The 14,872-nt window shown below is 72.1% G+C and carries 12 protein-coding genes; 5 read left to right on the forward strand and 7 right to left on the reverse strand.

Going from position 1 to position 14,872, the window contains the following annotated elements; genetic code table 11:
- Positions 1–46 precede the first annotated feature (46 nt).
- Both MM438_RS07380 and dapA read right to left on the reverse strand, forming a co-directional pair.
- Positions 47–1,750, reverse strand: coding sequence for a ribonuclease J (locus MM438_RS07380; protein WP_407568116.1), 1,704 nt, complete (start codon positions 1,748–1,750; stop codon positions 47–49).
- Positions 1,747–2,640, reverse strand: coding sequence for a 4-hydroxy-tetrahydrodipicolinate synthase (dapA, locus tag MM438_RS07385; protein ID WP_241451851.1), 894 nt, complete (start codon positions 2,638–2,640; stop codon positions 1,747–1,749). The genes MM438_RS07380 and dapA overlap by 4 nt, the downstream gene beginning before the upstream one ends.
- A gap of 286 nt (positions 2,641–2,926) precedes the next feature.
- On the opposite strand from dapA, the gene MM438_RS07390 reads away from it, so the two are divergent.
- From MM438_RS07390 to MM438_RS07400, 3 genes are read left to right on the forward strand one after another with little or no spacing between them, the layout of a single operon-like run.
- A complete protein-coding gene (locus MM438_RS07390) occupies positions 2,927–3,718 on the forward strand; it encodes a thymidylate synthase (RefSeq protein WP_241451852.1) in 792 nt (263 codons plus the stop codon).
- The gene (locus tag MM438_RS07395) at positions 3,715–4,242 is read left to right on the forward strand and encodes a dihydrofolate reductase (RefSeq protein ID WP_241451853.1); all 528 of its coding nucleotides are present in this window, start codon (positions 3,715–3,717) and stop codon (positions 4,240–4,242) included. The genes MM438_RS07390 and MM438_RS07395 overlap by 4 nt, the downstream gene beginning before the upstream one ends.
- Positions 4,243–4,245: 3 nt before the next feature.
- Positions 4,246–4,617, forward strand: a complete 372-nt coding sequence (locus tag MM438_RS07400; protein WP_241451854.1) for a hypothetical protein — start codon at positions 4,246–4,248, stop codon at positions 4,615–4,617.
- Between the two features lie 40 nt (positions 4,618–4,657).
- Here the strand turns inward: MM438_RS07400 and MM438_RS07405 are convergent, their stop codons facing one another.
- The 4 genes from MM438_RS07405 to MM438_RS07420 form a co-directional block, all read right to left on the reverse strand.
- A complete protein-coding gene (locus MM438_RS07405; protein ID WP_241451855.1) occupies positions 4,658–5,437 on the reverse strand; it encodes a sulfite exporter TauE/SafE family protein in 780 nt (259 codons plus the stop codon).
- A complete protein-coding gene (locus tag MM438_RS07410) occupies positions 5,430–6,203 on the reverse strand; it encodes an HAD family hydrolase (protein ID WP_241451856.1) in 774 nt (257 codons plus the stop codon). Before MM438_RS07410 ends, MM438_RS07405 begins: the two co-directional genes overlap by 8 nt.
- A 138-nt stretch (positions 6,204–6,341) precedes the next feature.
- Positions 6,342–8,129 (reverse strand): proline--tRNA ligase, encoded by a 1,788-nt coding sequence (locus MM438_RS07415; RefSeq protein ID WP_241451857.1) that lies wholly within the window; start codon positions 8,127–8,129, stop codon positions 6,342–6,344.
- Positions 8,130–8,281: 152 nt separating this feature from the next.
- Positions 8,282–9,136, reverse strand: coding sequence for a GNAT family N-acetyltransferase (locus MM438_RS07420; protein ID WP_241451858.1), 855 nt, complete (start codon positions 9,134–9,136; stop codon positions 8,282–8,284).
- 326 nt (positions 9,137–9,462) lie between these two features.
- On the opposite strand from MM438_RS07420, the gene MM438_RS16280 reads away from it, so the two are divergent.
- Positions 9,463–11,139 carry a malectin domain-containing carbohydrate-binding protein gene (locus MM438_RS16280; protein ID WP_277627938.1) on the forward strand — a complete coding sequence of 559 codons (1,677 nt, stop codon included), beginning with the start codon at positions 9,463–9,465 and terminating at the stop codon, positions 11,137–11,139.
- A gap of 538 nt (positions 11,140–11,677) precedes the next feature.
- A complete protein-coding gene (locus tag MM438_RS16285; RefSeq protein WP_277627939.1) occupies positions 11,678–13,366 on the forward strand; it encodes a malectin domain-containing carbohydrate-binding protein in 1,689 nt (562 codons plus the stop codon).
- Between the two features lie 323 nt (positions 13,367–13,689).
- Here MM438_RS16285 and ispG read toward each other — a convergent pair whose 3' ends face one another.
- Positions 13,690–14,850 carry a flavodoxin-dependent (E)-4-hydroxy-3-methylbut-2-enyl-diphosphate synthase gene (gene ispG / locus MM438_RS07445; RefSeq protein ID WP_241451859.1) on the reverse strand — a complete coding sequence of 387 codons (1,161 nt, stop codon included), beginning with the start codon at positions 14,848–14,850 and terminating at the stop codon, positions 13,690–13,692.
- Positions 14,851–14,872: the final 22 nt, after the last annotated feature.

Consider the following 14,872-nt stretch of genomic DNA (forward strand, 5'->3'; position numbering starts at 1 on the left):
GGATCCCGGTCGGGGCCCCGCCCACGTCGTCGGGCCGGGTAGCGGCTCAGGCGTCGATGACCACCGGGATGATCATCGGGCGACGGCGGAGCTTCTGCCCCACCCAGGAGCCGAGGGTGCGGCGGACGACCTGCTGCAGCGCGTAGGTGTCGAGCGTTCCCTTGGCCATGGCGTCCACGACGGCCTGCTCGACCTGCGGCCGGATCCGGTCGAAGACCTCCTGGCCCTCGGCGACGCCACGCGCCGTGACCTCCGGGTCCGCGACGACCTCGCGCGTGGAGGTGTCCACGATGACGATGCAGGTGATGAAGCCCTCGTCGCGCAGGATCCGACGGTCGCGCAGCAGCTCGTCGCTGGTCTCGCCGCCCAGGGCCGAGCCGTCGACATACACGTAGCCGCAGGGAACCTCCCCGACGATGCGCGCCCGACCCCGGACGAGGTCCACCACGGTCCCGTCCTGGCAGAGCAGCACCCTGTCGGTCGGCACCCCGGTCGCCTCGGCGAGCTTGCCGTTGGCCACCAGGTGACGCCACTCGCCGTGGACCGGCATGACGTGCCCAGGCTTGACGATGTTGTAGCAGTAGAGCAGCTCGCCGGCGCTCGCGTGCCCCGAGACGTGGACCTTGGCGTTGCCCTTGTGCACCACGTCCGCGCCCAGGCGCATCAGGCCGTTGATCACGCGGTAGACGGCGTTCTCGTTGCCGGGGATCAGGGAGGAGGCCATCAGCACGGTGTCCCCGGGACCCACCTCGATACGGTGGTCGCGGTTGGCCATCCGGGACAGCGCTGCCATCGGCTCGCCCTGGGAGCCGGTGCAGATCAGCACCAGCTGGTCGTCGCGCAGCGAGTCGACCTTCTTGACGTCGATGAGCACGCCGGCCGGGACGTGCAGGTAGCCCAGCTCGGCCGCGATGGTCATGTTGCGCACCATCGAGCGACCGACCATGGCGACCCGGCGACCGGCCTTGTGCGCGGCGTCCAGCACCTGCTGGACACGGTGCACGTGCGAGGAGAAGCACGCCACGATGATCCGGCCGGAGGTGTGCCGGAAGACCTTGTCGATCGCCGGGGCGATCTCCCGCTCGGGGGTGGTGAATCCGGGGACCTCGGCATTGGTGGAGTCGGTGAGGAAGAGGTCCACGCCCTCCTCCCCCAGCCGCGCGAAGGCCCGCAGGTCGGTGAGTCGGTGGTCCAGCGGCAGCTGGTCCATCTTGAAGTCGCCGGTGTGCAGCAGGGTGCCCGCGGCGGTGCGGACCATCACGGCGAGCGCGTCGGGGATCGAGTGGTTGACCGCCACGAACTCGCACTCGAAGGAGCCGAGGCGCTCCACGTCGCCCTCACGGACGCCGAGGGTGAACGGCTGGATCCGGTGCTCCTTGAGCTTGGCCTCGACCAGGGCAAGCGTGAGCTGGGAGCCGACGAGCGGGATGTCGGGCTTGCGGCGCAGCAGGTAGGGCAGTGCCCCGATGTGGTCCTCGTGGCCGTGGGTCAGCACGACGGCGTCGATGTCGTCGTAGCGTCCCTCGAGGTAGTCGAAGTCCGGCAGGATCAGGTCGATGCCGGGGTGGTGCTCCTCGGGGAAGAGCACGCCGCAGTCGATGATCAGCAGCCGACCGCGGTGCTCCAGCACCGTCATGTTCCGGCCGACCTCGCCGAGGCCGCCGAGGGCCACCACACGGAGGCCGTCGGGGGGCAGGGTGGGCAGAGCCGCGACGGTGTCCGTCGGCAGCTCGGTGTCAGTGGCGGTCACAGCAGTCCTGAGTCGCGGAGGCCGGATCGGAGGATCTCGACCTGGTCGGGGGTGGCCTCGACGAGGGGCAGTCGCACCGTGGGGTGCGCGATGACGCCCAGCTCGACGAGGGCCGCCTTGGTCATGATGGCGCCCTGGGTCACGTTCATCACCGCGTCGACGGCGGGGACGAGGCGTCGGTGGATCTCCCGGGCGCCGGCGAGGTCGCCGGCGTCGACGGCGTCGACCATCGCGCGGTAGTCGGACCCGGCCACGTGGCCGACGACGCTGACGATGCCCACGGCGCCGAGCGCCAGGTGCGCCAGGTTGGCGGCATCGTCGCCGGAGTACCACAGCAGGTCGGTGTCCCGCATGAGGCGCGTGGCCGCCCACAGGTCGCCCTTGGCGTCCTTGACCGCCGCGATGCGGGGGTGCTCGGCCAGGCGCAGCGTCAGCTCCGTGGGGATCGGGACGCCCGAGCGGCCGGGGATGTCGTAGAGCATCACGGGCAGGTCCGTCGCGTCGGCCACCGTGGTGAAGTGCCGCTCGAGCCCGGCCACCGGAGGCTTGTTGTAGTAGGGCGTCACCACGAGCAGCCCGTCGACGACGCCGGAGCCGGCGGCCTGCCGGGCGAGCTCCACGGTGTGGTGGGTGTCGTTGGAGCCCACGCCCGCGACGATGCGCAGGTCCGGGCCGATGGCCTCGCGCACGAGGCGCAGCAGCTCGAGCTTCTCCTCGTCGCTGGTGGTCGGCGACTCCCCGGTCGTACCGTTGACGACGATGCCGTCGTGGCCGTGGTCGGCCAGGTGTCGCGCCGCCTGCTGGACCCCCTCGCGGTCGAGAGAACCGTCGGGAAGCATCGGGGTCACCAGGGCCGAGAGGATCCGACCGAAGGGTGGGGCGGTGGTCATACGGTCAATGTATCTCCTGCCACCGACAGACACCTGGACAGGTTGACGGGCGAGGGTGGCCGCCGTCGGCGGGGGCAGCGGTGGGGCGGACATGGCGATCGCGCAGCCACCCGCTCGGGGGTCCGGGTGGCTGCGCGATCCGGGAGTGACATCGGGCGAGCGCTGGTGATCGTTACACCGGAGCTGCGGAAGGTGATGTGTCCTGCGTCACATCCATGGCCGGTCCGTGAGGACGCCGGTATGGCGCTGCCCGGGGCTGGTCGGTCCTGGCCGTTAGCGTGGGGCCATGCAGCAGTACCACCAGCTCCTCGCGCGGATCCTCGACGAGGGAGCCGTCAAGACCGACCGCACGGGCACGGGCACCCGCAGCGTCTTCGGCCACCAGATGCGCTTCGACCTGGACGCGGGCTTCCCCGTCCTGACGACCAAGCGGCTGCACCTGCGCTCGATCATCGGCGAGCTGCTGTGGTTCCTGCGCGGCGACACCAACGTGCGCTGGCTGCAGGAGCGCGGCATCACCATCTGGGACGAGTGGGCGGACGAGCAGGGTGACCTCGGTCCGGTCTACGGCCACCAGTGGCGCAGCTGGCCCACCCCCGGCGGCGGGCACGTGGACCAGATCGCCCAGGTCCTCGAGCAGCTGCGCACCCATCCCGACTCCCGCCGGCACGTGGTCTCCGCGTGGAACGTCGCGGACGTGGACCGGATGGCGCTCCCGCCGTGCCACACGATGTTCCAGTTCTACGTCGCGGACGGTCGGCTGTCCTGCCAGCTCTACCAGCGGTCGGCCGATGTCTTCCTCGGGGTACCGTTCAACATCGCGTCCTACGCGCTGCTCACGATGATGGTCGCCCAGCAGACGGACCTGGTCCCCGGTGACTTCGTGCACACCCTCGGCGACGCGCACCTCTACCTCAACCACCTCGACCAGGCCCGGCTCCAGCTCGCCCGGGTGCCCAAGCCGCTGCCCACCATGCACATCCGCCGGCGCGAGTCGATCGACGCCTACGAAATCGAGGACTTCACCCTCGAGGGTTACCAGGCGGACCCCACGATCAAGGCTCCGATCGCCGTATGACGAACCCCGGTCCTCCCCCTGCCTCGCCCGTGCCGGGGCAGACCCTGACCCTGGTCGCCGCCGTCGGCCGCAACGGCGCGCTCGGCCGTGACGGCGGCCTGATCTGGCACCTGCCCGGCGATCTGCCGCGGTTCAAGGCGCTCACGATCGGCCGGCCGATGATCGAGGGCCGGCGGACCTACGACGCGATCGGCCGGGCGCTGCCGGGGCGGCGGACCATCGTGGTCACCCGGGACGACGGCTGGCACCGCGACGACGCCGAGACCGCGGGGTCCATCGAGCAGGCCCTGGCGCTCGCGGGACCCGGCGAGGTGACCTGCGGCGGCGGCGGTGAGATCTATGCCCTGGCCCTCCCCCACGCCGACCGGCTGGAGCTCACCGAGGTCGACGACTCACCGCAGGCCGATGCCTTCTTCCCCGAGGTGGACCCCGCGGACTGGCGCGAGACCGCCCGCGAGGAGCGCCCCGCGGGACCGGACCACCCGGCGTTCGCGTTCGTGACCTACGAGCGGGTGCGGGGCTGAGCCGTGCGCAACCGGATGGTCCTGCTGCTCCTGCTGCCCGGCATGCTCGCCGCGGCGGGGCTGGCTGCCGGCCGGCTGAGGCCCCGGGAGCGGGCGGCCCGGCTCGCCGGGCGACCCGCGAGCCGGGCCCACGTGTGGCCGCTGACCATGGGCGGGGCGCTGCTCGGGCTCCTCACCGGGGTGGTGATCGGCATCCTGGCCGGGATGGCCGACCACCACCGGGACCTCGGGGCCGACGCCATGGACGGCACCTTCCTGCTCGTCCCCGGCATGCTCCTGGGGCTGGCCGCCGGGGCCGGCCGCTGGGCGGTGGTCCGTGCCGAGCGCCGGCGCCGGGTCCGGCTGCGGCTCCCGCGCCTGCGGCGCCGACGCTGAAGGGCCCACGCCGAGGGACCGCCCCTGAGGGGTCACCGGCTCACCAGAGACCGAGCAGCTGACCCCCGATGCGGATGACGAAGCCGCCGACCACGACGACGAAGACGACCCGGACGAAACCGGTCCCCCGGGCCACGGCCGTCCGAGCCCCGAGGTAGCCGCCGGCGACGTTCGCGGCCCCCATGGCGAGCCCCACCGGCCAGATCACCGCGCCGCGGGGGACGAAGACCCCCAGGGCCGCGAGGTTGGTGGCCAGGTTGGCGATCTTGGCCTTGGCGCTCGCCTCGAGGAAGGCATAGCCCAGCAGCCCCACCAGGGCGAAGACGAAGAACGAGCCGGTCCCGGGACCCAGCGCCCCGTCGTAGCACCCGATGAGCGCCCCGACGGCCAGGGCGGCGGCCAGGTGCCGGCGCCCGGACCACCGCAGCCGCGTGGCCGACCCCAGGCTCGGCTTGAGCACCGTGCAGGTCCCCACGACGACCAGCGCGACCAGGATGATCGGGTTGAACGCCGCCTTGGGGATGCGGGTGGCCACGACGGCCCCGAGCAGGGACCCGGCGAAGGCCGCGAGCGCGAGCGGTATGGCGGTGCGCAGGTCCGGGCGCACCCGGCGGTAGTAGGTCGCCGCGCTCGACGTGGTGCCGCAGATGGACGCCAGCTTGTTGGTGGCCAGCACCTGCGCCGGCGTGGCACCGGGCAGGCCGAGGAGCAGCGCCGGCAGCTGGATCAGTCCCCCGCCGCCGACGACGGCGTCCACCCAGCCCGCGCAGAAGGCCGCCGCCACCAGTCCCGCGAGCACCGGTGCCGACAGGTCACCCATCGGCCCGCCGCCTGGGGGCCGGGCCCGCCCGCCAGGCGTCGACGATCGCGAGCACGTCGAGCAGCTCGCGCGCCACGGCGTCCGGCTCGGCGTCGTGGGCGACCTGCTGCGCCACCGGGATCCGCGAGTGCGGCACCCAGATCGCCCGCATCCCCACCTGGTGCGGTCCGTGGACGTCCTCGAAGGACCGGTCGCCGACATACACGCAGCGCTCCGGCGCCACCCCCACCGCCCGGGCCGCCGCCAGGAAGGCCTCGGGGTGCGGCTTGGCCCAGGCGATCTCGCTGGAGTAGACGTCGCCGTCCAGCAGGTGCTCCACACCGTCGCGGGCGAAGACCGCGCGGTGGTAGTCCCGGGTCCAGATGGTGTTGGACAGCACCCCGACCTTGATCCCCCGCTCCCGCAGCCCTTCCCACAGCGGCAGCACCTGGGGGTCGGTGACGGTGTGCTGCTCCCAGAAGCGTTCGTAGGCCGCGAGGCCAGCGCGGGTCGCCTCGCCGTCCGGGTCCAGACCGACCCCGGCCAGCAGCTCGGCGATCCGGCCCGACTCGTGGGTGGTGCGGGAGCGGCGCCACAGCTCGTCCTCCGCGGTGAGGAGCCGGCCGGTGAGCTCGTTGAGGGAGCAGGCCATCGTGCCGTAGCCCCGCGCGAACTCCACCCACTGCTGGCGCAGGTCGACGTCGTGCCAAGGGGTCAGCGTGCCACCCCAGTCGAAGATCACCGCGTCCACGGGTCGTCGCGGGCTCTCGACCGGGGAAGACGTCATGGGTGGCATGCTAGGACGGGTCGTCCCCGCGGGGACGACCCGTCCAGGGGCGGCGTGGCGCGGTCGGGGTGGTGGGGCCGACGGGCAGGGTCCAGGACCTCGCGGACCGGGCGGCCACCGAAGGCTCGGCCGCAGGTCTCAGCCGCGGACCTCGCGCACCACCTCGGCGACGACGTCGGCGGGCGAGACCTCGCGGCGCTCGCCCGAGCGACGGTCCTTGATCTCGACGGAGCCCTGGGCCAGGCCCTTGCCCACGACCACCATGGTGGGCACCCCGACGAGCTCGGCGTCCTTGAACTTCACGCCGGGGCTGACCTTGCCGGCACGGTCGTCGTAGATCACGGTCAGGCCCTGGTCGGCGAGCTCACGCGCGATCCGCTCCCCCTCGGCGAAGAGCTCGTCACCCTTGCCGGCGGCGATCACGTGGACGTCGGCGGGGGCCACGTTGCGGGGCCAGACCAGCCCGAGGTCGTCGTGGTTGGCCTCGGCGATCGCGGCCACGGCACGTGACACACCGATGCCGTAGGACCCCATGGTCACGGTGACCAGCTTGCCGTTCTCGTCCAGGACCTTCAGGCCCAGGGCCTCGGCATACTTGCGCCCGAGCTGGAAGATGTGGCCCATCTCGATGCCGCGGGCGGTGCTCAGCGTGCCCTCACCCTGCGGGGAGGGATCGCCGTCGCGCACCTCGGCGGCCTGGATGATCCCGTCGGCCTCGAAGTCGCGGCCACGCACCAGGTTGACCACGTGGTGGCCCTCCCGGTTGGCGCCGGTCGCCCAGGACGAGCCGACGCCGACCCGCGGGTCGAGCAGGTAGCGGATGCCCTCGACGGAGAGCACCTGGCCGTCGTCGTCGCGGGTGACCCGCTGGCCCAGGACCTCCGGCCCGATGTAGCCGCGCACCAGCTGCGGGTGAGCCGCGAAGTCGGCCTCGGTGAAGTCCTCGACCTCGGCCGGGGCGACCTGCGCCTCGAGCCGCTTGGTGTCGACCTGGCGGTCACCGGGGAGACCGACGACGAGGGGCTCGCGGGTGCCGTCGGGCTGACGGAGCATGACGACGACGTTCTTGAGGGTGTCGGCGGCGGTCCAGGGGCGGCCGTCGTGGCGGGGGTGCTCGGCGTTGAGCACCTCCACGAGGGTCTCGATGGTGGGGGTGTCCGGCGTGGCGACGACCTGGGCAGCGGGCACCTCGGCGAAGTCCACGGGTGCGGCCTCGGCCACCTGCACGGCCTCGACGTTGGCGGCATACCCGGCCTCGTCGCGGACGAAGGTGTCCTCGCCGACCTCGCTGACCGCCAGGAACTCCTCCGACGCGGAGCCGCCCATGGCGCCGGACGTCGCCTGGACGATGACGTAGTCGAAGCCGAGGCGGTCGAAGATCCTGACGTAGGCCGCGCGGTGGGCGTCGTAGGACTTCTGCAGACCTTCGTCGGAGACGTCGAAGGAGTAGGAGTCCTTCATGACGAACTCGCGGCCACGCAGCAGCCCGGCACGGGGGCGAGCCTCGTCGCGGTACTTCGTCTGGATCTGGTAGATCGACAGCGGCAGGTCCTTGTAGGAGCTGTAGAGATCCTTGACGGCGAGGGTGAACATCTCCTCGTGGGTGGGGCCGAGCAGCAGGTCGGCGCCCTTGCGGTCCTTGAGCCGGAAGAGGTTGTCGCCGTACTCCGTCCACCGGCCGGTCGCCTCGTAGGGCTCGCGCGGCAGCAGCGCGGGGAAGCTCAGCTCCTGGCTGATCCGGTCCATCTCCTCGCGGACGATGCCCTCGACGCGGCGCAGCACCGTGAGCCCGAGCGGGAGCCAGGTGTAGACCCCGGGCGCGGCGCGACGGATGTAGCCGGCGCGCACGAGCAGCTTGTGGCCGGGCAGCTCGGCGTCGGCCGGGTCCTCGCGCAGGGTCCGCAGGAAGAGGGACGACATGCGCATGACGGCACCTGACACGGTGGGGCTCCTCGGGGCGGGGGTGCGGAGGGCGGGGCGGCCCTCCCTGGTCCCTGCAGGATATCGGCCGTATGTCGCACCGACGAACCGATGGCACCACCTCCCCCGAGCGCTCCGCCGACGGGTGAGCGGGACCCTCAGAGCAGGACGGTCCGGAAGTCGCCGACGTGCTCCATCCCGATCCCGGCATAGGTCGCCCGGGCCCGGGCGTTGAAGTCGTTGACGTAGAGCGAGACCCGTGGCGCCGTGGTCGCGAGCACGGCCTCGACGACGGAGGCCATGGCCGGACCGGCGAGACCCTGGCCCCGCAGCCGCGGCGTCAGCCACACCCCCTGGACCTGGGCGACCCCGAGCGCCACCGAGCCCACGTCGGCCTTGAAGACCACCTCGTCGCCCTCGGTGACGACATACGTCCGGCCCTGCTCCACGAGCAGGGCCACGGCCTGGCGGTATGCCGCGACCGAGCCGACGTAGGGCGGGTAGCCGATCTCCTCGGTGAACATGGCCGCCGCGGCCGGGACCACCGCGTCGACCTCCTCGGGGCGGGCCAGCCGGACCCGCTCGTCCAAGGCGCACCCGAGCAGGCTGGGCGGCGTCGTGGTGGCCATGACCGGCTGGCGCTCGCGGACCGCCCGCGGCCGGCCCCACCAGTGGGACAGGTCGCCCCACAAGGCCTGGACGGCAGCGGCCGGGCCGAAGACCGACGAGGACCATCGCTGCCGGCGGCGCAGCCGCGCCAGGTAGGCCGGGGCCTCGGACGGGTCCAGCTGCACGGGAACGACGTTGGCGCCGGCCCAGACCAGGCTCCGCCACCGTCCCGGGGTGCCGTCGTCCGGGTGCCCCAGCAGCAGCCCGCCACCGCCGCCCAGCACGCCGTCGAGGATGCGGGCGGCCACGAAGACGTTGGCGTCGGGGTCCTCGGCGCAGGTGGCCAAGGCGGCCTCCGCGTCGGCCGGCCCCAGCTGGAGCACGGGCGAGCGGGATCGGAGCATGCAGACACTGTGGCCGCTCGCTCGCCCGTTGTCACGTCGCCACAGCGGCGAGTGCCGCTGTGGTCGGGGAGGCGCGAGCTCGGACATCTGGGTCAGTGGGTTTGAAGTCCGACATTCGATCGCTCACATGCCGGGGCGCGACACGGCATTTGGTCACTTTGTGTCGAGTATCAACGCCTGAACGGGCCTATCTAGCCCTCTTTCACTAGTCAAAAATGGTGAGGCCAATCACTGAGAGTGGCCGATCGGCCGATTCAGGTGACCAGTGCTGCCGGTGTCGCTCAGCGCCGACTCCCCATCCCCGACGTGATCCAAGGAAAACCCACATGTCTGTCGCCATCACCCTTCGCGCCACCGCCGCCGCGCTCGCGGTCGGCACCGTCTCGGCTCTCGTGGCCGCCACCCCCGTCGCCAGCTCCTCCCCCCTCCCGACGGCGGCTGCGGCGGTCACGGCTGCCCCCGAGCCCTTCCCCACGCGCCTGTTCGCCCCCGACTCCTTCTGGTACCGCCGGCTCCCGACCACCACCCCCACCGACGCCAACAGCGCCACCATCGCCAAGAACATCTACGACCAGTCCATCGAGTTCTACGGCAAGCCCGGTGAGCCCGCGATCGGCGTCAACACCACCCAGTACTCCTCCCCTCTCTACGTCGCGCGCAACAGCGACCCGGTGACGTCCTTCAGCTGGGACAACTGCCAGGGCAAGACGTACGGCGACACCGGCCTGATCTCCGGGCACCTGTCCAACCTGCACATCCCGGACCGCGCGATCCCGGCCGAGGGCACCGACCAGGAGATGACGATCTACAACGCCGACACCGGCGAGCTCACCGAGACCTGGATCACCAAGAAGACCAACGGCCGGTGGACCGCCTGCTGGGGCGGCACCATCCGCGGCGCCGCCTCCTCCAACGGCGTCTTCCCCGCCCCCTTCGGCACCACCGCCTCCGGCCTGTCCTTCGCCGGCGGCACCATCCGCGCCAGCGAGCTCGCCGCCGGACACATCGACCACGTCGTCGGCATCGCCCTACCCAACATCGCCCCCTGGCCCACCATCAGCACCCCCGCCAACCGCACCGACGGCTACAACCCCACCGGCCGTCCCGTCGCAGCCCAGGGACAGATGCTGCGCATCCCGGCCAACGTCAACCTCGACGCGATGAAGCTCTCCCCCACCGCCCGCACCATCGCCAAGGCCGCCCAGGAGTACGGCCTCATCGTCTGGGACACCGCCGGGAGCGTGTCCTTCCGCGCCGAGAACCCCCTCGCCCTGGCCACGAACCCCTACCCCACCCTCTTCCGCGGCCGCGCGGACTGGCAGGAGATGCTCGGCGACCCCACCAAGGGCGAACGAGCCTTCCCCCTCGAGCTCCTCCAAGTCCTACCCATGAACTACTCCGCGCCGGAGACGACCACCCCGGCTCCCGCCCCGGCGCCCACCACGCCGACCCCGGCTCCCGCCCCGGTCACCAACGGCACGAGTGTCGCCCGTGAGGTCACGGCCTTCTCCCCCGTCACCGACCGCCGTGGCCTGGTCTGGAAGGCCCGCACCGGTCTCGACTCCCTGAACACCTCCACCGCGATGGCCTCCGTGGACGTCGCCGGCACCCAGGACGACGCGCTGTACCGCATCACCGCCTACAACTTCACGAGCTACCGCCGCAACCTGCCCAACGGCACGTACACGGTCAAACTCTACACCGCCGAGGACTACCACACCGCCCCCGGCAAGCGCGTCTTCGACATCACCGCCGAGGGCAGGACCGTCGCCGCCAACGTCGACGTCTTCGCCCGCACCGGCGGCCGCTACCGCGCCTTCGAACCCACCTTCACCGTGACCGTGACCGACGGCCGCCTGGACCTCGGGTTCCCGCGCAAGGTCGACTCCCCGCTGCTGGCCGCGGTCGAGGTCCTGAGCGCGCCCAGCGCGACCACCAGCCTCACCACGACCACCAACACCGGCACCCGCGCCACCACCCCGATCGCGCCCCGCACCCGCTGACTCGGCGACGACCTCGACGGGGACCCGCCCGCCCTCGTGGCCGGCGGGTCCCCGTCGTCCGGGCTGGTCGCGGCCTACCCTCGGCCGTCCGCGCCGAGCGCAGAAAAGGGCCCCGCCGACGTGTCGACGAGGCCCTTCCTGCCTGTGGCGGGGTGCTCGTCCCCCACCTGGTGCTCGCGAAGGGAGCGGCGCCCATCTCGCCTTGATGCCCCCGATCGGCCCCATCTGCCGACCCGCGTGCACCGCGATCATATCGGAGACTTCGACGTCGAAATGACACGGGGTCCGACCTCACCGAGCGCGTCCGGTCGACGACGCCCAGCAGCCGCCCCACCTGGGCGAAGGCTGAGCCGGCGTGCCTGGCCCGCCTCGGCCGGTCGAGCGCCCGATGCCCGGTTTGGGTCCACCGAAAGAGTGCCGACCGCCCCCGAGCAGGGTCCGGTCTAGTCAATTCGGGTAACACTTCGTGACCGGGTGTAGCCGCCGCTCGCCCTCCCCGAGCCCAGCCGCACCGTCGGCACGTCCTGCGAGGATTCCCATGCGTCTGCGCCTCCGCCCTCTCCACCGCCGCCCCCGTGACCGCGCCCCCGGCGCCCGGCGGTCCACCGCCCTCGGCAGGCTGGGCATGGTGCTCACGGCGGGTCTGGCCGTCGCCAGCTCCTCCCCCCTCCCGACGGCGGCTGCGGCGGTCACGGCTGCCCCCGAGCCCTTCCCCACGCGCCTGTTCGCCCCCGACTCCTTCTGGTACCGCCGGCTCCCGACCACCACCCCCACCGACGCCAACAGCGCCACCATCGCCAAGAACATCTACGACCAGTCCATCGAGTTCTACGGCAAGCCCGGTGAGCCCGCGATCGGCGTCAACACCACCCAGTACTCCTCCCCTCTCTACGTCGCGCGCAACAGCGACCCGGTGACGTCCTTCAGCTGGGACAACTGCCAGGGCAAGACGTACGGCGACACCGGCCTGATCTCCGGGCACCTGTCCAACCTGCACATCCCGGACCGCGCGATCCCGGCCGAGGGCACCGACCAGGAGATGACGATCTACAACGCCGACACCGGCGAGCTCACCGAGACCTGGATCACCAAGAAGACCAACGGCCGGTGGACCGCCTGCTGGGGCGGCACCATCCGCGGCGCCGCCTCCTCCAACGGCGTCTTCCCCGCCCCCTTCGGCACCACCGCCTCCGGCCTGTCCTTCGCCGGCGGCACCATCCGCGCCAGCGAGCTCGCCGCCGGACACATCGACCACGTCGTCGGCATCGCCCTACCCAACATCGCCCCCTGGCCCACCATCAGCACCCCCGCCAACCGCACCGACGGCTACAACCCCACCGGCCGTCCCGTCGCAGCCCAGGGACAGATGCTGCGCATCCCGGCCAACGTCAACCTCGACGCGATGAAGCTCTCCCCCACCGCCCGCACCATCGCCAAGGCCGCCCAGGAGTACGGCCTCATCGTCTGGGACACCGCCGGGAGCGTGTCCTTCCGCGCCGAGAACCCCCTCGCCCTGGCCACGAACCCCTACCCCACCCTCTTCCGCGGCCGCGCGGACTGGCAGGAGATGCTCGGCGACCCCACCAAGGGCGAACGAGCCTTCCCCCTCGAGCTCCTCCAAGTCCTACCCATGAACTACTCCGCGCCGGAGACGACCACCCCGGGCCCGCAGCCTGACACCGCGGGCACCCCCACGGCGCGGGAGGCGATGGCCTGGTCATCCTTCCTCGACGAGACCGGCCGGGCCTGGGAGCCGCGTCACCACGTGGACACCACCACGACCTCGACGGAGCTGACCGGCAAGGACGTGCTCGGCACCACGTCCGACTCGGTCTACCGCACCCAGGCCTTCGACGTGCGGTCCTACAGCCGACCGGTGCCCGACGGCACGTACACCGTCCGGCTCTACCAGGCCGAGGACTACTACACCGCAGCCGGGCAGCGGGTCTTCGACGTCACCGCGGAGGGGCGGGTCGTCGCGAGCCAGGTGGACCTGGTGGCACGCACCGGCGGCCGCTACCGCGCCTACGAGCCGACCTTCACCGTGACCGTGACCGACGGCCGCCTCGACCTCGGCTTCGTCCCCCGGGTCGGTGGCGCCGTCCTCGCCGGGGTCGAGATCGTGAGCGGACCGCCGTCGGTGGCACCGCTGCACCCTGTCTCGGCGCCCACCACCCGGCCGAAGCCCGTCCTGCGGCCGCGGCTCGCGCCTCGCTCCACGCGCTGACGCCCTCCTGCCTACCCAGGATCCCTTCCCGGCACCGCGCAGCCCCCCCGCCCGCTCCCGCGCTCGCAGCTCCGCCGAGGCGCGTCCGGGGAGCCAGGGCGCGCCGAGCTCAGCTCCGAACGCAGATGCGGGCCACGAGCGCGGGGCGGCGGCAGCCCAGGACGGGGAGAGGTGGGAACGGCGGCGGGCTCAGGGGAGGGCGGCGGCTGCCGGAGCGGGGCGGTGGCGCAGAGGCGGCGGCGGGGACCCGCGACCAGGCGCAGGTAGGTCGAGAGGCCGTCCGCGTGGGACGGCCTCTCGACCTACGGCCTGGGGGACGCCGCTCAGCTCACGCTGACGGTGGGGCCGCCCGCGGACTCCTCGTCCACCGGCTCGCCCATCTCCTCGGCGAGGCGCATGGCCTCCTCGATCAGGGTCTCCACGATGGCCGCCTCGGGGACGGTCTTGATGACCTCGCCCTTGACGAAGATCTGGCCCTTGCCGTTGCCGGACGCGACGCCGAGGTCGGCCTCGCGGGCCTCGCCCGGTCCGTTGACGACGCAGCCCATCACGGCGACGCGCAGCGGGACGGTCATCCCCTCCAGGCCCTTGGTGACCTGCTCGGCGAGGGTGTAGACGTCGACCTGGGCGCGCCCGCAGGAGGGGCAGGAGACGATCTCGAGCTTGCGGGGGCGCAGGTTGAGGCTCTGCAGGATGGCGATCCCGACCTTGACCTCCTCGACCGGCGGCGCGGACAGCGAGACCCGGATGGTGTCGCCGATGCCCTTGCTCAGCAGGGCGCCGAAGGCCGTGGCGGACTTGATGGTGCCCTGGAAGGCAGGCCCCGCCTCGGTCACGCCGAGGTGCAGCGGCCAGTCGCCCCGCTCGGACAGCAGCTCATAGGCCCGGACCATGACGACCGGGTCGTTGTGCTTGACCGAGATCTTGAAGTCGTGGAAGTCGTGCTCCTCGAACAGGCTCGCCTCCCACACGGCCGACTCGACGAGGGCCTCGGGCGTGGCCTTGCCGTACTTCTCCAGCAGCCGCTTGTCCAGGGAGCCGGCGTTGACGCCGATGCGCAGCGAGGTGCCGTGGTCCTTGGCAGCCTGGGCGATCTCCTTGACCTGGTCGTCGAACTTGCGGATGTTGCCGGGGTTGACGCGCACCGCGGCGCAGCCCGCCTCGATGGCGGCGAAGACGTACTTCGGCTGGAAGTGGATGTCGGCGATCACCGGGATCTGGCTGTGCCGGGCGATCTGCGGCAGCGCTTCCGCGTCGTCCTGGCTGGGGCACGCGACGCGCACGATGTCGCAGCCGGCCGCGGTGAGCTGGGCGATCTGCTGCAGGGTGGCGTTGACGTCGGACGTCAGCGTCGTCGTCATCGACTGCACGGAGACGGGGGCATCGCCGCCGACCTCGACCTTGCCGACCGTGATCTTGCGGGTCGGGCGGCGGGGCGCCAGCACGGGGGCCGGGCCGGAGGGCATGCCAAGCGAGACGGTCATGTGGTCAGTATCTCCCAGCGGG

Origin of the sequence: Arsenicicoccus dermatophilus, assembly GCF_022568795.1 — a bacterium.
GTDB lineage: Bacteria > Actinomycetota > Actinomycetes > Actinomycetales > Dermatophilaceae > Arsenicicoccus > Arsenicicoccus dermatophilus.